This window comes from Dactylosporangium sp. NPDC000521 (assembly GCF_042898305.1).
Classification (GTDB): Bacteria; Actinomycetota; Actinomycetes; order Mycobacteriales; family Micromonosporaceae; genus Dactylosporangium.
Genome location: NZ_JBIAYW010000003.1, coordinates 296,384 through 313,014 on the forward strand (window position 1 = coordinate 296,384; position 16,631 = coordinate 313,014).

The 16,631-nt window shown below is 72.3% G+C and carries 16 protein-coding genes; all 16 read left to right on the top strand.

Annotation, left to right across the window (positions count from 1 at the left end):
- Positions 1–39 precede the first annotated feature (39 nt).
- Positions 40–1,536: a UDP-N-acetylmuramoyl-L-alanyl-D-glutamate--2,6-diaminopimelate ligase gene (locus tag ACFY3L_RS11510; protein ID WP_389321686.1), complete on the top strand. Its 1,497-nt coding sequence runs from the start codon at positions 40–42 to the stop codon at positions 1,534–1,536.
- Positions 1,533–2,930: a UDP-N-acetylmuramoyl-tripeptide--D-alanyl-D-alanine ligase gene (gene murF, locus ACFY3L_RS11515; RefSeq protein WP_389321688.1), complete on the top strand. Its 1,398-nt coding sequence runs from the start codon at positions 1,533–1,535 to the stop codon at positions 2,928–2,930. The genes ACFY3L_RS11510 and murF overlap by 4 nt, the downstream gene beginning before the upstream one ends.
- On the top strand, positions 2,927–4,048 hold the full coding sequence (gene mraY, locus ACFY3L_RS11520; RefSeq protein ID WP_389321690.1) for a phospho-N-acetylmuramoyl-pentapeptide-transferase: 1,122 nt from the start codon (positions 2,927–2,929) through the stop codon (positions 4,046–4,048). Before murF ends, mraY begins: the two co-directional genes overlap by 4 nt.
- Positions 4,049–4,144: 96 nt before the next feature.
- On the top strand, positions 4,145–5,638 hold the full coding sequence (locus tag ACFY3L_RS11525; protein WP_389321692.1) for an FtsW/RodA/SpoVE family cell cycle protein: 1,494 nt from the start codon (positions 4,145–4,147) through the stop codon (positions 5,636–5,638).
- Positions 5,638–6,744, top strand: coding sequence for a glycosyltransferase (locus ACFY3L_RS11530; protein WP_389321694.1), 1,107 nt, complete (start codon positions 5,638–5,640; stop codon positions 6,742–6,744). The genes ACFY3L_RS11525 and ACFY3L_RS11530 overlap by 1 nt, the downstream gene beginning before the upstream one ends.
- On the top strand, positions 6,741–8,192 hold the full coding sequence (gene murC / locus ACFY3L_RS11535) for a UDP-N-acetylmuramate--L-alanine ligase (protein ID WP_389321696.1): 1,452 nt from the start codon (positions 6,741–6,743) through the stop codon (positions 8,190–8,192). The genes ACFY3L_RS11530 and murC overlap by 4 nt, the downstream gene beginning before the upstream one ends.
- 17 nt (positions 8,193–8,209) lie before the next feature.
- A complete protein-coding gene (locus ACFY3L_RS11540; RefSeq protein ID WP_389321698.1) occupies positions 8,210–8,974 on the top strand; it encodes a cell division protein FtsQ/DivIB in 765 nt (254 codons plus the stop codon).
- Positions 8,971–9,471 carry a DinB family protein gene (locus ACFY3L_RS11545; protein WP_389321700.1) on the top strand — a complete coding sequence of 167 codons (501 nt, stop codon included), beginning with the start codon at positions 8,971–8,973 and terminating at the stop codon, positions 9,469–9,471. Before ACFY3L_RS11540 ends, ACFY3L_RS11545 begins: the two co-directional genes overlap by 4 nt.
- A 226-nt stretch (positions 9,472–9,697) precedes the next feature.
- Positions 9,698–10,798, top strand: coding sequence for a cell division protein FtsZ (gene ftsZ / locus ACFY3L_RS11550; RefSeq protein WP_389321702.1), 1,101 nt, complete (start codon positions 9,698–9,700; stop codon positions 10,796–10,798).
- A 92-nt stretch (positions 10,799–10,890) separates the two neighbouring features.
- Positions 10,891–11,592, top strand: coding sequence for a YggS family pyridoxal phosphate-dependent enzyme (locus tag ACFY3L_RS11555; protein ID WP_389321704.1), 702 nt, complete (start codon positions 10,891–10,893; stop codon positions 11,590–11,592).
- 127 nt (positions 11,593–11,719) lie between these two features.
- Entirely contained in the window at positions 11,720–12,475 is a 756-nt protein-coding gene (locus ACFY3L_RS11560) for a cell division protein SepF (RefSeq protein WP_389322602.1), read from the top strand.
- 18 nt (positions 12,476–12,493) lie between these two features.
- Positions 12,494–12,799, top strand: a complete 306-nt coding sequence (locus tag ACFY3L_RS11565; RefSeq protein WP_344503930.1) for a YggT family protein — start codon at positions 12,494–12,496, stop codon at positions 12,797–12,799.
- A gap of 49 nt (positions 12,800–12,848) precedes the next feature.
- Positions 12,849–13,637: a DivIVA domain-containing protein gene (locus ACFY3L_RS11570; RefSeq protein WP_389321707.1), complete on the top strand. Its 789-nt coding sequence runs from the start codon at positions 12,849–12,851 to the stop codon at positions 13,635–13,637.
- Positions 13,638–13,832: 195 nt separating this feature from the next.
- Positions 13,833–14,591 carry a hypothetical protein gene (locus tag ACFY3L_RS11575; RefSeq protein WP_389321709.1) on the top strand — a complete coding sequence of 253 codons (759 nt, stop codon included), beginning with the start codon at positions 13,833–13,835 and terminating at the stop codon, positions 14,589–14,591.
- Positions 14,592–14,751: 160 nt separating this feature from the next.
- A complete protein-coding gene (locus ACFY3L_RS11580) occupies positions 14,752–15,042 on the top strand; it encodes a DUF167 domain-containing protein (RefSeq protein WP_389321711.1) in 291 nt (96 codons plus the stop codon).
- Complete coding sequence (locus ACFY3L_RS11585) at positions 15,039–16,541, top strand: potassium/proton antiporter (protein ID WP_389321713.1); 1,503 nt, start codon at positions 15,039–15,041, stop codon at positions 16,539–16,541. The genes ACFY3L_RS11580 and ACFY3L_RS11585 overlap by 4 nt, the downstream gene beginning before the upstream one ends.
- Positions 16,542–16,631: the final 90 nt, after the last annotated feature.

A 16,631-nucleotide genomic window follows, 5' to 3' on the forward strand; every position in this document is an offset into this window, starting at 1 on the left:
CTCTGCCACTTCCCGGCGGGACGGGTAGGGTCTGACCCCGTGCCCGGCTATCCCCGACCGAGGAGTGTCCGCCCCGTGCTCGCCGTCGAGCTGGCGGCCCTCGCCGGTGCGCCCATGGTGGCGCAGGACGGCGAGGTCGCCGTCACCGGCGTGACCCACAGTAGCTCCGCGGTGCGCCCCGGTGACCTGTACGCGGCCCTGCCCGGGGCGCGGGTGCACGGCGCCCAGTTCGCCGGCCAGGCGAGGGAGGCCGGCGCGGTCGCCGTGCTCACCGACCCGGCCGGCCTCGCACAGATCAGCGACCTGCCCGCGATCGTCGTCGACGACCCGCGCGCGGCGCTCGGTGCCGTCGCCTCGCACGTGTACGGCGAGCCGACCCGGCAGCTGACCACGATCGGCATCACCGGCACCGCCGGCAAGACGTCCACGGCGTACCTCGTCGAGGCCGGCCTGCGGGCCGCCGGCCAGGTCACCGGACTCATCGGCACGGTCGAGACCCGCCTCGGCGACCTCACCGTCGACAGCGCCCGCACCACGCCCGAGGCGACGGACCTGCACGCGCTGTTCGCCGCCGGGCTGGAGCGCGGCGTCGAGGCCGTCGTCATGGAGGTCTCCAGCCACGCCCTGGAGCTCGGCCGGGTCAACGGCGTCCGGTTCGCCGCCGCCGGCTACACGAACTTCGGCATGGACCACCTCGACTTCCACCCCGACGTCGAGGCGTACTACGCGGCGAAGGCCCGCCTGTTCGACGGCCGCGCCGCCACCGAGATCCTCAACCTCGACGACGAGCGGGTCATGCGGCTGCGCAAGCCGGCGACGTGGACCTACTCGGCGGCCGGCGACCCGGCCGCGGACTTCCGCGCCACCGGCGTCACGCCCGACGGCTACGGCCAGCGGTTCACCGTCACCCGGCGCGACGCCTCCGTGGCGTCCGGCGTGGGCCTGCCCGGCCGGCACAACGTCGCCAACGCGCTGCTCGCGATCGCCGCCCTCGTCGCCGTCGGCGTCGACCTCTCTGTCGCGGCGAAGGCCGTCGCGGAGGCGCCCGGCTCGCCCGGCCGGATGGAGCGGGTCGACGCCCCCGGCGACGTGCTCGGCGTCGTCGACTACGCGCACAAGCCCGACGCGATGGTCGAGGTCCTCGCCGCGCTGCGGACCCTCGCCGCGTCCCGGGGCGGGCGCGTCATCTGCGTCGTCGGCGCCGGCGGCGACCGTGACCGGGGCAAGCGGCCGCTGATGGGGCGGGCCGCCGCGGAAGGCGCCGACCTGGTGATCGTCACCGACGACAACCCCCGCACCGAGGACCCGGCGTTCATCCGGTCGGAGGTGCTCGCCGGCACCGCCGGCGCCGCGGCCACCGTCGTCGAGGTGGACGGCCGCCGGGCCGCCATCGACCAGGCGGTCGCGGAGGCCCGGCCCGGCGACGTGGTGGCGGTGCTCGGCAAGGGCCACGAGCGCGGCCAGGAGATCGGCGGCGAGGTCCTGCCGTTCGACGACCGGGTCGAGCTCGCCGCGGCGCTGCGGGCGGCGTCATGATCCCGTTCACCGTCGCCGAGATCACCGCCGTCGTCGGCGGCACCCTGCACGCGACCGACCTCCCGGCGGCCGGCGCGGCGGTCGTCGACGGCCCGGTCGAGTACGACTCCCGCAAGGTGGGACCCGGCGGGCTGTTCGTCGCGTTCGCCGGCGCGAAGGTCGACGCGCACGACTTCGCCGCCAAGGCCGTCGCCGACGGGGCCGTCGCGGTCCTCGGCAGCCGGCCCGTCGACGGCGTGCCCACGATCGTCGTCGAGGACCCGCGCGCCGCCCTGGGGCTGCTCGCACGGGCCGTCCTGGAGCGGCGTGACGACATCACCGTCGTCGCGGTCACCGGCTCGTCGGGCAAGACGAGCACCAAGGACCTCATCGCCGCGCTGCTGCGCACCGCGGGGCCGACCGTGGCGACCACCGCGTCGGAGAACAACGAGCTCGGCACCCCGTACACCGTGCTGAAGGTCGCCGCGGACACCCGCTACCTGGTGCTGGAGATGGGTTCCCGCGGCGCCGGGCACCTGCGGTACCTGTGCGAGATCGCGCCGCCAGACGTGTCGGTCGTCGTCAACGTGGGCACGTCGCACATCGCCGAGTTCGGCTCCCTGGAGGGCACCACCCTCGCCAAGGGGGAGCTCGTCGAGGCGCTGCGCCCGGACGGTCTCGCGATCCTCAACGCCGACGACGAGCGGGTCCGGTCGATGGCGTCGCGCAGCGCCGCCCCGGTGCGCCTCGTGGGCGAGTCAGAACTGTCGGATGTGCGCGCCACGGACGTCGTGGACCTCGGCCGCGGCCGGTTCGGCTTCACGCTGCACCTGCCCGGCGCGGACCCGGTCGAGGTGCGGCTCGACGTCGCCGGGCGGCACCAGGTCGGCAACGCGTCACTCGCCGCTGCCGTGGCGTCGCACGCCGGTGTGGATCCGGCCACGATCGCCGCCACACTCGGCGATCTAGAGGGCTTGTCGAGCCGAAGGATGGATGTCTTCGACCGTGCCGACGATGTCACGGTCATCGACGACTCGTACAACGCCAATCCGGCGTCCATGGCGGCGGCGCTCCGGGCGCTCGTCGCGGTGGCCGGCGGGCGGCGGATGATCGCCGTGCTCGGCTCCATGGCAGAGCTCGGTGAGTATGAGCGAACCGGACATGAGGAGGTCGGTCGCCTCGCCGCTGAGCTCGGCGTCGACCGCCTCGTGGCCGTGGGCGAGCAGGCCGCGCCGATCCTGCACGGTGCGTCCGTCGTGGCGAGTTGGGGAGGAGACCCGGTGCTCGTGACCGATCAGGAGGCCGCCGTCGCGCTGCTGCGCGCCGAGCTGCGGCCCCGCGACGTGGTCCTGGTCAAGGGATCCAGATACCGGACGTGGGACATCGCCGACGCCCTGCGGGCGGGCGCCAGGTGAGGGCCGTCTTCGTCGCCGCGTTCGTGGCGTTCCTCATCTCGCTGTTCGGCACCCCGATCGCGATCAAGTACTTCACCAGGCTCAAGGCCGACCAGCCGATCCGCACCGACGGACCGCAGGGCCACCTGGGCAAGAAGGGCACGCCCACGATGGGCGGCGTGGTGTTCATCTTCGCCACGCTCATCGCCTACACCGGCGGGCACATCGCGCTGACCACGCTGCCGGACCAGCAGCTGCGCCCGAGCGGCCCGACCGCGACCGCGGTGGTGCTGCTGGGCCTGTTCGTCTTCACCGGCCTGCTCGGCTTCCTCGACGACTACCTCAAGGTCGCCAAGCGCAACAGCGACGGGCTCAACAAGCGCGGCAAGCTCATCGGCCAGGCGCTGATCGGCGCGATCTTCGGCGCGATCGCCCTGTACGTGCCGGCGAAGCAGACCGGCGACTCGGTCGTCACCACGGTCGCCAGCCCGAAGCTGTCATGGGTGCACGACATCGACTGGCTCGACATCACCAAGATCGGCGCCGTCGTCTTCTTCGTGTTCGTGGTCATGTCGATGTCCAACGCGGTGAACCTCACCGACGGCCTCGACGGCCTCGCGACCGGCACGTCGATCCTGGTGATCGGCAGCTACATGGCGATCGCGTTCTGGCAGTACCGGCACTGGTGCGCCGACCCCGAGTACACCGCCAGCTACTGCTACGACGTCCGCGACCCCCTCGAGATGGCGCTCATCGCCGGCGCGGCCGTCGGCGCGCTGGTCGGCTTCCTGTGGTGGAACACCTCCCCGGCGCGGATCTTCATGGGCGACACCGGCTCCATGGCGCTCGGCTCGCTCATCGCCGGCCTCGCCGTGGCGACCAAGACCGTCCTGCTGCTGCCGCTGATGGGCCTGCTGTTCTTCATCATCGTCGTGACGTGGATCATGCAGATCGGCTCCTACCGCACGACCGGCAAGCGCATCTTCCGGATGGTGCCCCTGCAGCACCACTTCGAGCTCGCCGGCTGGAGCGAGGTCAACATCGTGGTCCGCTTCTGGATCATCGCCGGCCTGGGCATGGCCGCGTCGCTCGGCCTGTTCGCCGCCGACTTCCTGCGGGTGATGAGCGGCTCCGGCTGATCCCGCCCGCCGGCCGCGCCGGACATCGAGCCGGTCCGACACGCCGGGACCCCGTGGTCGCCAGACCTCGCGGGTCCCGGCGGCATGATGGTCCCCATGCGGGGCGATGGGGAGCAGGACACGTCGGCGGCGGCCGCGGCGGTGCCACCGGCGCCGGCCAACCAGACGACCTCGGCGCCGGGGGCACCCGCGTCGCCGCCCGCACCGCCCGGCAGCGGGATCCTCGGCTGGTTCGACGCGCTGCGCGGCCTGCTCGACCGGCCGCTCGCCTCCTACTACCTGCTGCTGTCCAGCGTCGGGCTGCTGGTCTTCATCGGCCTGGCCATGGTGTTCTCCGTCACCGGCATCGAGGGCGTCGCGGAGACCGGCGACCCGTTCGGCCCGGTGTTCAAGCAGACGATCTTCGCCGTGGTCGGGCTCGTCGTGTTCTGGGTCTGCCAGCGGCTGCCGGTCCGCACGTTCCGGGCCATCGCCATGCCGCTGCTCATCGCCGCGTTCGTGCTCATGGCCTTCGTCGACCTGATGGGCTGGCTCTCCGCCAGCCGCACCCCGCCCGGCGAGAAGGTGAAGGCGATCCGGCTCGGCCCGATCTGGGCCGAGGACCTGTGGCTGCACCTCGGCGGCGTCCAGGTGCAGCCGGCGGAGCTCGCGAAGGTCGCCCTCGTCGTCTGGGGCGCCGACCTGCTGGTGCGCAAGGGGCGCACGATCCTGTCGTGGCGGGAGCTGTTCATGCCGCTGCTGCCGGTGACGGTGGCGCTGCTGCTCCTCGTCGGCTACAACGACCTCGGCTCCATGATCTGCCTCGTGGTCCTCTTCACCGGGCTGCTGTGGGCGGCCGGCGCGCGGTTGCCGGTCTTCGCCTGGCTCGGCGGCCTCGCCGCCGCCGGCGTCCTCGCGCTGATCCTCCTGCCGGCCGAGAAGGACTACCGGCTGGCCCGCATCAAGGTGTTCTTCGACCCGTCCATCGACCCCGACGCGCGGAACGGGCGCTACCAGTACCTGCGCGGGCTGTGGGCGATCGGCAACGGCGGCTGGTTCGGCGTCGGCCTCGGCGAGAGCCAGCTGAAGTGGGGCCGGCTGCCCAACGCGCACAACGACTTCATCTTCGCCATCGTCGCCGAGGAGCTCGGCGTCGTCGGCTGCCTGGTCGTCCTCGTCCTGTTCGGCATGCTCACCTACACGGGCCTGCGCATCGCCCGCCGGGTCGAGGACCCGTTCCGCCGGCTCGTCGCCGCCGCGATCACCATCTGGTTCGTCGGGCAGGCGATCATCAACATCGGCGGCGTGGTCGGGATCATGCCGATCACCGGCCTGCCGCTGCCGTTCATCTCCGACGGCGGCACCGCCCTGGTCGTGGCCCTCGGCGCGGCCGGGATGCTCAGCTCCGCGGCCCGCGCCGAGCCCGACTGTGCCAGAGCCATGCACGCCCGTCCGCCGCGAAAGTGGGTGCGACTACTCTGGGCGCCGTTGCCGCCGCTGCCGCGCGCCCGCGCCGACAGCGACGGTGACGTCCCCTCGACACGCGCGACGGGCCGTCCACTGACGCCGCAGGGCGGCAGCCCAGGGCGGACCCGCGGAAGGAGCTCCTGATGGCAGCGCTGCGCTCCGTGGTGCTGGCCGGCGGAGGCACCGGCGGGCACATCTACCCGCTGCTCGCCTTCGCCGACTGCCTCCGCAGGCACGACCCGGGCCTGCGGATCACCTGTATCGGCTCGGAGCGTGGGATGGAGGGTGAGATCATCCCCCAGCGCGGCTATGACCTGCGCCACGTCCCGGCCTTCCAGCTGCCCCGCTCCGTGAACATGAACCTGGTCCGCACCCCGGACCGGATGTACAAGGCGGCGAGGGCCACCCGCGAGATCCTCGACGAGGTCGAGGCCGACGCGGTGGTCGGGTTCGGCGGCTACGTCTCCGTGCCCGCCTACATCGCCGCGTGGCGGCGCAAGACCCCCACGGTCATCCACGAGGTCAACGTGCCCGTGGGCGTGGCCAACAAGATGGGCATGCGCTTCACGAAGCACATCGTGCTCGGCTTCCCCCACCAGGCGCAGCAGATCCCCGCCGTGGCGCACGCCGAGGTCGTCGGGGTGCCGCTGCGGCAGAGCATCGCCGGCCTCGACCGGGCCGCGCTGCGGGAGCGGGCCCGCGCCCACTTCGGCCTCGACCCGCACCTGCCGACGCTGTTCGTCTTCGGCGCGTCGGCCGGCGCCCGCTCGATCAACCTGGCGGTGTCCGGCGCGGCCAAGCAGATCACCGGCTCCGGGGTGCAGGTGCTGCACATCATCGGCGCCCGCAACGACGACGTCGAGGTCCCCACCGGCCTACCCGCGCCGTACGTGAAGGTCAAGTTCCTGTCGGAGATGGAGCTCGGCTACGCGGCCGGTGACCTGGCGCTGTGCCGGGGCGGCGCGATGACCTGCGCGGAGACCGCCGCGGTCGGCATGCCGGCCATCTACGTGCCGCTGCCGTGGGGCAACGGCGAGCAGCGCCGCAACGCGCTGCCGGTCGTCGAGGCCGGTGGCGGCCTCATCGTCGAGGACGGCGACCTCTCCCCGCAGTGGGTCACCGACACCGTGGTGCCCCTGGTGCGCGACGGCGCCCGGCTCGCGGCGATGAGCCGCGCCGCCGCCGGTTACGGTCGCCGCGACGGCGACGAGGCCCTTCGCCGGTACCTGCTGAAGGTGGTTGGAGCATGACCTCGGAAACACAGCCGGCGCTCACCGCCGAGGACCTCGGCAGGGTGCACCTGGTCGGGGTGGGCGGGGTCGGCATGAGCGGGCTCGCCCGGCTCCTGCTCACCAGGGGCATCCCCACGTCCGGCAGCGAGCTGCGCGAGTGGCCGCAGCTGGCGGCGCTCAAGGCCCTCGGCGGCACGATCTTCCGCGAGCACCAGCCGGCCAACCTCGACGGGGTCGACACGGTCGTCTACTCGACCGCGATCCCGCAGGACCACATCGAGCTCGTCACCGCCCGGGAGCGGGGGCTGCGGCTCATGCACCGCTCCGAGGCCCTCGCCGCGACGATGGTCGGGCGCAGGAGCGTCGCGGTCGCCGGTACCCACGGGAAGACGACGACGACGTCGATGATCACCCTGATGCTGCAGCACGCCGGGCTCGACCCGTCGTTCGTCATCGGCGGGGAGATCTCCGAGGTCGGCTCCAACGCCCACCACGGCAGCGGCGAGCTGTTCGTCGCCGAGGCCGACGAGAGCGACCGGTCGTTCCTGCTCTACAACCCGCACGTCGCGGTCGTCACCAACATCGACGCCGACCACCTCAACACGTACGGCGACCTGCAGGGGCTCGAGGACGCGTTCGTCGAGTTCTGCGCCCGCGTCGAGCCCGGCGGCTTCGTGGTCACCTGCGCCGACGACCCCGGCGCCCAGCGGATGATCGTGCGGGTCCGCGAGGCCGGCGGCGACGTCGTCACCTACGGCACCGCCCCCGACGCCGACCTGCGCCTGTCGGAGGTGCGCTCCTCCGCGCAGGGTGTGCGCTACGTGGCGCACCACGACGGCGTGCCGCTCGGCGAGGTGCACCTGCCGGTCCCCGGCGCGCACCTCGGCCTCAACTCGGCCGGGGCGCTGCTCACCGCCCTGCGGCTCGGCATCCCGGCCGAGTCGGCGATCGAGGCGCTGTCGACGTTCCCCGGGGTGCGGCGGCGCTTCGAGTTCAAGGGCGCCGAGGCCGGCGTGCGGATCTACGACGAGTACGCGTATCACCACGTCCCGATCGAGGCGGCGATGCGCACCCTGCGCGAGGTCGCCGGGGACGGGCGGCTGATCGTGGTGTTCCAGCCCTACCGGATGTACCGCACCCGCGACTACCTGACCGAGATCGCCGCCGCGCTGTCCCTGGCCGACGAGGCGATCATCATGGAGGTGTTCGGCCCGGGCGAGGTCCGCGAGCCGGGGGAGGGCGGGGTCGCGCTGACCGCCGCCGTCGACCTGCCCGAGGACCGCAAGGTGTTCGTGCCGTCGTGGGAGGACGTCCCGGGCGAGGTCGTCGCCCGCGTCCGGGAGGGCGACGTCGTCGTCACGATGGGCGCGCCGCCGATCTCCCTCATGGGTGACGAGCTGCTCGCCGCGCTCAAGAACACCGGCGACGGATACGTCGGCCGGCACAACCGGCCCGACGGCGAATGATCGAGGACTGACCGCCCTTGACGTCCACGCGCGGCTGGCGGCTGGTCCTGGCACCCCGCTCGGCGCCCGCCGGCTCGTCGCAGCGGCGCTTCGCGCAGCGGGCCCGGCGGCACCGCCTCCGCGCCGCGCTGTCCTGGCTGGTCGGGCTCGGCGTCGCCGCGCTGCTCGGCGGGGCCGTCGCCGTCGTCTACGCCACGCCGGTGTTCGGGGTCCACGGGATCCGGGTCACCGGCGTGTCGGCGCTGGCGGCCCAGGACGTCCGGGAGGCGGCCGGGGTCGCCACCGGCACGCCCCTGGCCCGGCTCGACCTCGCCGCCGTGGAGCGGCGGGTGCGGGCGCTGAAGCCGGTACGGACGGTCAGCGCCTCCAAGGACTACCCCCGCACCCTGGTGCTCGCCGTGCGCGAGCGGACGGCGATCGCCGCGGTGCCGGCGGCCCTGGGGTTCGTGCTGCTGGACGCCGACGGCGTGGCCTACCTCCCGGTCGGCTCCGTGCCGGCGGGCCTGCCGGTGGTGCGCCTCGCCACGCCCGCCCCCGGCGACCCAGCCACCCGGGCCGCGCTGACCGTCCTGGCGGCGCTGCCGCCGTGGCTGCGGTCGCAGATGGTGGCCCTGGCCGCCGACACGCCGACGCGGGTCCGGCTGGAGCTCACCGAGCGCCGCACGGTCGTGTGGGGCGACGCGACCCAGAACGAGGCCAAGGTCAGGGTGCTGCAGCTCGCGAAGCTCCAGCCGGACAAGACCCTCGACGTGAGCGCGCCCGGGGCGGTGCTGGAGCGGTGACCCGTTCCGACGTCCCCTTCCTCGGCGACGAGCGGGCGCTGCTGCTGGGGTGGCTCGACTGGCACCGGGAGACCGTCCACGTGAAGTGCGCCGGGCTCGCCGAGGAGGACGCCTGGCGGACCCCGCTGCCGGCGTCACCGCTGACCAGCGCCGCCGGGCTGGTGTCGCATCTCACGGCGGTCGAGTCGTACTGGTTCGAGCGGGTCGTCGCCGGTCTCGACGTGCCGGTGCCGTGGAGCGCCGGGGACGACGACGCCGACTGGCGCCGGGTGCCCGGCGCCACCCTGGCCGGCAACCTCGACCGGTACCGGCGCCAATGCGATGTCTCCCGCGCCCTGATGCGTGACGTCGATCTCGCCGGGACGGCCGCGGGACTGCGGCACGGCGAGCCCGTTTCGGTCCGCTGGGTGCTTCTGCACATGATCGAGGAGACCGCCCGTCACAACGGACACCTCGACGCCGTTAGGGAATTGGTCGACGGCGTCGTCGGGGAATAGGCGACACGCCGGGCGGCGGTCCTTGGATCGCGACAGTCGGGCCCTTACCTTGCGATAAGGCATTAGTTGACATAACTATAAGCCTCTAGTAAAGGGTGAGGGTTTGCGGGACCCGCATCCAGTGCGTCTGCATGGCGGACGCCGCCCGTCGCGGGGCCGGGCTTCACCAGTCTGACGGCTCCGGGAAGGATCGGCGCTCGCCAACCTCGAAAGGAAAGGCAGTCCGATGACACATCCGCACAACTATCTCGCGGTCATCAAGGTCGTCGGCATCGGCGGCGGCGGGGTCAACGCCGTCAATCGCATGATCGAGGTTGGCCTCAAGGGCGTCGAGTTCATCGCGATCAACACCGACGCCCAGGCCCTGCTGATGAGCGACGCCGACGTCAAGCTCGACGTCGGCCGGGAACTGACCCGCGGGCTCGGCGCCGGCGCCAACCCCGACGTGGGCAAGAACGCCGCCGAGGACCACCGGGACGAGATCGAAGAGGTGCTCAAGGGCGCCGACATGGTCTTCGTCACCTGCGGCGAGGGCGGCGGCACGGGCACCGGCGGCGCGCCGGTGGTGGCGAACATCGCGCGGAAGCTCGGCGCGCTGACGATCGGCGTGGTCACCCGGCCGTTCTCGTTCGAGGGCAAGCGCCGGCAGGTCCAGGCCGAGGCCGGGATCGAGGAGCTGCGCAACCAGTGCGACACGCTCATCGTGATCCCCAACGACCGGCTCCTGGCGCTCGGCGACCGGGGCATCTCGATGATGGACGCGTTCCGGCAGGCCGACCAGGTGCTGCTCTCCGGTGTTCAGGGCATCACCGACCTGATCACCACGCCCGGCCTGATCAACCTCGACTTCGCCGACGTGAAGAGCGTCATGAGCGGGGCGGGCAGCGCCCTCATGGGCATCGGCAGCGCGCGCGGCGACAACCGCGCCGTCGAGGCGGCCGAGTCGGCGATCTCCAGCCCGCTGCTGGAGCAGAGCATGGACGGCGCGCGCGGCGTGCTGCTGTCCATCGCCGGCGGCTCCGACCTCGGCCTGTTCGAGATCAACGACGCGGCGCAGCTGGTCACCGACGCGGCCCACCCCGACGCCAACATCATCTTCGGCGCGGTCATCGACGACGCGCTCGGCGACGAGGTGCGCGTCACGGTGATCGCGGCCGGGTTCGACGGCGGCGCGCCGGCCTACCGGCCGGTCGAGGCCCGCGCCCCGCGGCCGCAGCACCACCAGCCGAAGGAGCCGGCCCCGGTCGAGCGCCAGGCCCCGCCGCCGCCCCGGCGGGTGCTGTTCGACGACGTCGACGTGCCGGACTTCCTGAAGAACGGCGCCTGAAAGAATCGGGTGGGTCCCTCGGGACCCACCCGATTCTCTTTCGAGCTGGAGGTGTCTGTGAGCGACGCACGGAGCTTCGAACTGGAGTGCCTGTGAACGACGCGCGGACCGAGGAGATCGCACGCAACCTGGCCGTGGTCCGTTCCCGTGTCGCCGACGCCTGCAAGGCCGCCTCCCGGGACCCCGGGGAGGTCACGCTGATCGCGGTCACGAAGACGTACCCGGCCGACGATGTGGCCCGCCTGGCGTCCCTGGGCGTGCTGGACGTGGGGGAGAACCGCGACCAGGAGGCCGCCCCCAAGGCTGTCGCGTGCCCTCCTGAGCTGCGCTGGCACTTCATCGGGCAGCTGCAGCGCAACAAGGCGCGGTCGGTCGCCTCGTACGCCGGCGTCGTGCACTCGGTGGACAGCCTGCGGCTGGTGGACGCCCTGGCGGATGCCGCCATCAGGGCGGAGCGGAGCACGCCGCTGGGCGCGCTCGTGCAGGTGAGCCTCGACGACGACGAGCACCGCGGCGGCGCCGTCACCGGAATGATCGAACAGGTGGCCGAATCAATCGCGGCGAGCCCCGCTTTGACGCTCAAAGGTGTGATGGCCGTCGCGCCGCTCGGATGGGATCCGGACGAGGCATTCGAGCGACTCGCCGCCGTATCCGCCCGCCTGCGGATCTCCTTTCCGGACGCGGACTGGATTTCCGCGGGCATGAGCGGCGACCTCGAATCCGCGATTTCGCACGGCTCGACACATGTTCGTGTCGGTAGCGCATTGCTCGGAAATCGACCCCCGCTGGGGTAGCCTGGCCGCGGGAACGGAAAAACTACACGGGTGTGGTTCTGCGCCGGCGGGGCGGTGTCACACCATCGTGATCGGTGGCACCGACAACGGGGGGAAGTGCCGCATGGCGGTGGACGGAGGAGCGCGCATGGGTGCTCTGCGCAGGGCGGGTGTATGGCTCGGGCTCGTCGAGGACGAGGACGAGCGGGGGTACGACGACCGTCACTACCGGGGCTACGGTGACGACTTCGCCGACGACGAGGACGACGTCGACGAGGTGCCGGCGCCGCGCGCCCGCATGACCTCCGACCGGCTCTCCGTGTCGGACCGGCTCTCCACCTCCTCCTCGGAGCGGCTCACGGCGTCCGAGCGGCTCACCGCCTCCGAGCGCCTCACGGCATCCGAGCGCCTGACCGCCTCCGAGCGCCTCGCCGCGGCCGAGCGGCTGACGACCTCGGAGCGCCTCTCCGCGGCGGAGCGGGACGCCGCCGCCGCGAGCCGCAGCACCGTGCGTTCGATCACTCGGCCCACCACGGTCAGCTACCCGACACGAGACAACCTGGCGATCGCGCCGCAGCCGTTGACGAGGGAGCGGCCAGTGGTCGAGGAAGAGGCCGACGACCGCCGCTACGCGATCACGACGCTGCACCCCACCACGTACAACGAGGCCCGGACCATCGGCGAGCACTTCCGTGACGGCCACCCGGTGATCATGAACCTCACCGAAATGGACGAGGCCGACGCGAAGCGTCTCGTCGACTTCGCGGCAGGACTGGTATTTGGCCTGCGTGGTAACTTCGAGCGGGTGACCAACCGAGTCTTCCTGCTCTCTCCGGCAAATGTCCAGGTCACCGCAGAGGACAAAGCTAAGATCGCCGAGGGCGGGTTCTTCAACCAGAGCTGATGCGAGGACTCAACGGCCGTGGTGTCCATCACCCTGCAGATCGTGTACCTGCTGCTCTACCTGTTCCTGGTAGTGCTCCTCGCTCGCTTTGTCATGGGCTACGTGATGCAGTTCGGCCGCCGCTGGCAACCGGGCCGGGGCGCGGCGGCAGCGCTCGAGGTGGTGTGGAGCGTCACCGATCCGCCGCTCAAAGCGTTGAGGCGGGTGATCCGTCCGCTGCGTATTGGTACCGTGGCCGTGGACCTGTCTTCGCTTGTGCTGCTGGTTATCCTGTTCGTGCTGATGAACGTCGTGGTAAGGCAACTGATCGAGGTGTTCTCGTGACTCGCCCCGATCGGCGGCCACGCGGCCGCAACTGACCCGAGGAGTTTCGATGCCGCTGACCCCGGCCGACGTCCACAACGTCGCCTTCAAGAAGCCCCCCATCGGTAAACGGGGCTACGACGAGGAGGAGGTCGACGCCTTCCTCGACGAGGTCGAGCGCGAGCTCGCCCGTCTGATCGAGGAGAACAACGAGCTGCGCGCGCAGCTCGAGCGCGGTGGTGGCGGTCGCGCCCCCGCCGGTCCCAGCGGCGGCGACCCGCGCCTGGCCTCGGAGCTGGCCGACCTCAAGACGCAGTTCGAGCGCGTCCAGCGGGAGAAGCAGTCCGCCGAGCAGGCCGCTCGCGGCATGCAGCAGGAGCTGGACCAGATCCGCTCGCAGGGCGGCCCGAGCGGCGGCGACGGCGAGCAGCAGGCGCTCCGCGTCCTGATGATGGCCCAGCGCACCGCGGACGACCACGTGTCCGACGCCCGCCGCGAGGCCGACAAGCTGCTCTCCGACGCCCGCACCAAGGCCGAGGAGGTCACCCGCGACGCGCGGGCGAAGGCCGACGCGCTGGAGCGCGACGCCCGGCAGCGGCACCAGGAGGCGATGGGCGGCCTCGACGCCAAGCGCACCGCGCTGCAGAAGCACATCGAGGAGCTCAAGCAGTTCGAGCGGGAGTACCGGACCCGCCTGAAGGCGTACCTGGAGAGCCAGCTGCGCGACCTCACCGGTCGCGAGCAGAGCCTCGAGGCCGAGATGGCCGCCCGCAACGAGGCCGCGCCCCGCGCCGCGACCGGCGGCACCGGTCTCGCCACGGCGGGCCTCTCGGGTGGCTACGAGGGCGCGGGACGCTAGTCCTCCCGGTTCTTGCAGGTGACCAGCACAGAGCACTGATCCGACACGCCGGTCAATGCGACACGCGGCGCCCCAGCCGAAATTCGGCTGGGGCGCCGGTCGCTATCCGGGGTCTCGTTCGTTGTACGGGCTGAGAGACACTCGCCCGGGACCGTGCGCAGCATCAGCCGGGATCGCTATGCGGAGGGGTAGGCCGTGATCGTCGGAAGTCTGCTGCTGATCGTCGTGGCCGTGGGCCTGCTCGTGGTGGGCCTGCTGCAAGGCGCCGACGCCCTGTTGGTGGCGTCGATCGGGGCGAGCCTCCTCGCGGCCGTCGCCCTCATCGTCGGCGGCCGCCAGGCCGCCGCCGCCCGCTCGTCGCGCACCGTGCGCACCGGCCGGCAGGTGCCCAACGACGAGCGCTACGACCCGTTCGAGTCCCACCTGGACGCCGACAGCGTCCGCGAGGCCCGCCAGCCGGTCGGCGCCGGCGCCCGATCCACCGGCGGCACCACGTACGGCCGCGGCGCCACCACCTCCACGACCGGCGCCGGCTCGGGTGGCGCGCCCCGGCTGGGGGACAGCGGCCGGACCGAGGCCAACCTGCCGCCCGTCGACGAGACCGCGATCACGACGCCCGTCCGCGACGAGCCGGCCGTGCCGCAGCAGCCCTACGACGACTACCCGGCCGCCCCGGACGGCGAATGGTCCGTCGACGGCGAGGAGTTCGACGACGAGGACCCGGAGGACGAGCCCCCGATCCAGGCGTCGTCGCCCGCCGACATGGCCCGCGTCGCCACGATGCAGGACGAGGTCCTGGTCATCGACGGCCGCCCGCGCTACCACGTGCGCGGCTGCGTGCACCTGCTCGGCCGGGAGAGCGAACCCCTGCCGATCAGCGAGGCCGTCGAGCTCGGCTTCACCCCGTGCAGCGTCTGCGAACCGAACGACGCCGTCCTCGCCGGCCGCGCCTGACCCGCGCCTTCGGCAGTCTGCCCTCGCTTCCGGCCCAGCCTACTACCATCCGTGGCGAACGGATCACTACGGGTGCTGATGGTGGTGAGGTGACCGGTCCGGGTGATGATCCACCGATCCGGTCCATCGCCCACGAACGGGTGAACCTTCACAATGGGGCATGCCCACCATCGCGATCCGCGTCAAGCCGGGTGCCTCGCGCACCGCGGTCGGCGGTAGTCACGCCGGACCGTACGGCCCAGCGCTGATCGTCGCGGTCGGCGCCCGCCCCGTCGACGGGCAGGCCACCGAGGCCGCGCTGAAGGCCCTCGCGAGCGCGCTGGGGCTGCGGCCGTCGGCGCTGCGGCTCAAGGCGGGCGCCGCCAGCCGGGACAAGCTCGTCGAGCTGCCCGAGACGTTGCCGGAGGGGCACGCCGCACGGCTCGCCGCGCTGATGGACACCTCGCGTTGAGCCACGACTTCAACCTGGCGCTGCTCATCGGTGCGGCGGTGCTGCTGGTCTGTGTGGGCGCGGTGCGGCTGTCGGTGCGGCTCGGCCTGCCCAGCCTTCTGGTGTACCTGCTGCTGGGCGTCGTGATCGGCGAGGCGGGGTTCGGCATCGACTTCGAGAACGCGGAGCTCACCCGTACCCTCGGCATCTGCGCACTCGTGGTGATCATCGCCGAGGGTGGTCTGACGGCTCGCTGGTCGACGCTGCGTCCGGTGCTGGGGCCGGCCGTGGTGCTGTCGACGGTGGGCGTCGCGGTGAGCGTGGCCGTGGTCGGCGTGATCACGCACTTCGCGCTCGGCGCCGGTTGGCAGCAGTCGCTGCTGTACGGGGCGGTGCTGTCCTCCACGGACGCCGCGGCGGTCTTCTCCACGTTGCGCAGGATGCCGGTCCGGCCGCGGCTCGCCGCGATCCTGGAGGCCGAGTCCGGCATCAACGACGCGCCGGTGGTGATCCTGGTGGTGCTGCTGTCGCTGCCGGAGGGGGTCACCGGCCCGTGGTGGGAGCAGCTGGGCCTGGTCGGCTACGAGCTGCTCGCCGGCGCCGTGATCGGGCTCGTCGTCGGGCTGGGCGGGGCCTGGGCGCTGCGCCGCGCCGCGCTGCCGTCAGCCGGCCTGTACCCCCTGGCCGCGGTCGGCCTGACCGTGCTGGCGTACGCGGTGGGATCGGTCGCGCACGCGTCGGGCTTCCTGGCGGTGTACGTGACCGGCGTCGTGCTCGGCAACGCGCGGCTGCCGCACCGGCGGGCGATGCTCGGCTTCGCGGACGGGCTGGCGTGGCTCGCCCAGATCGGGCTGTTCGTGCTGCTCGGCCTGCTCGCCTCGCCGCGCGAGCTCGGCGTCGCGGTGCTGCCGGCCCTGGTCGTCGGCCTGGTGCTGATCCTGCTCGCGCGGCCGCTGTCGGTGCTGGTCAGTGTCACCCCGTTCCGGTTCGGCTGGCGTGACCAGGCGTTCCTGTCGTGGGCGGGGCTGCGCGGCGCGGTCCCGGTCGTGCTCGCCACGATCCCGTTGTCGGCCGGCCTGCCAGGGGCGCAGAAGCTGTTCAACGTCGTGTTCGTGCTGGTCGTGGTCTACACGGCGGTGCAGGGGGTAACCCTGCCACCGGTCGCGAAGCGGCTCGGCGTGGCGGCGCCCGGCGAGACGACCGACCTGCAGGTCGAGTCGGCGCCGCTGGAGCGGATGGGGGCCGACCTGTTGCAATTGGAGGTGCCGGTCGGCTCGAAGCTCAACGGCGTGCACGTGGACGAGCTACGATTGCCTCTCGGCGCGGTCGTGACGCTGGTGCTTCGCGACGGTGGCGCGTTCGTGCCGGAGTCGCAGACCCGCCTCAAGACCCGCGACAGTCTGCTGATCGTCGCCACCGAGCAGGTGCGTGACGCGGCGGAGCGCAGGCTGCGAGCGGTCAGCCGGCGAGGAAGACTTGCGCGCTGGTTTGCCGAACATGGCGAGGATCGGCGCCAATAACTGATCCAATTGGTCGGAATGCGTGTGGCATGTTTGTCGGACGCGTGTACATTCCGTATTCTTGCCAGCCACTGGAGTGCGCGACGCGCG

Bases quoted from the DNA above. Each gene is read 5' to 3' on its own strand.
- ACFY3L_RS11570 (WP_389321707.1), top strand. From the start codon at position 12,849: ATGCCGCTGACCCCGGCCGACGTCCACAACGTCGCCTTCAAGAAGCCC.
- ACFY3L_RS11560 (WP_389322602.1), top strand. From the start codon at position 11,720: ATGGGTGCTCTGCGCAGGGCGGGTGTATGGCTCGGGCTCGTCGAGGAC.
- murF (WP_389321688.1), top strand. From the start codon at position 1,533: ATGATCCCGTTCACCGTCGCCGAGATCACCGCCGTCGTCGGCGGCACC.
- ACFY3L_RS11525 (WP_389321692.1), top strand. From the start codon at position 4,145: ATGCGGGGCGATGGGGAGCAGGACACGTCGGCGGCGGCCGCGGCGGTG.
- ftsZ (WP_389321702.1), top strand. From the start codon at position 9,698: ATGACACATCCGCACAACTATCTCGCGGTCATCAAGGTCGTCGGCATC.
- ACFY3L_RS11580 (WP_389321711.1), top strand. From the start codon at position 14,752: ATGCCCACCATCGCGATCCGCGTCAAGCCGGGTGCCTCGCGCACCGCG.
- murC (WP_389321696.1), top strand. From the start codon at position 6,741: ATGACCTCGGAAACACAGCCGGCGCTCACCGCCGAGGACCTCGGCAGG.
- ACFY3L_RS11530 (WP_389321694.1), top strand. From the start codon at position 5,638: ATGGCAGCGCTGCGCTCCGTGGTGCTGGCCGGCGGAGGCACCGGCGGG.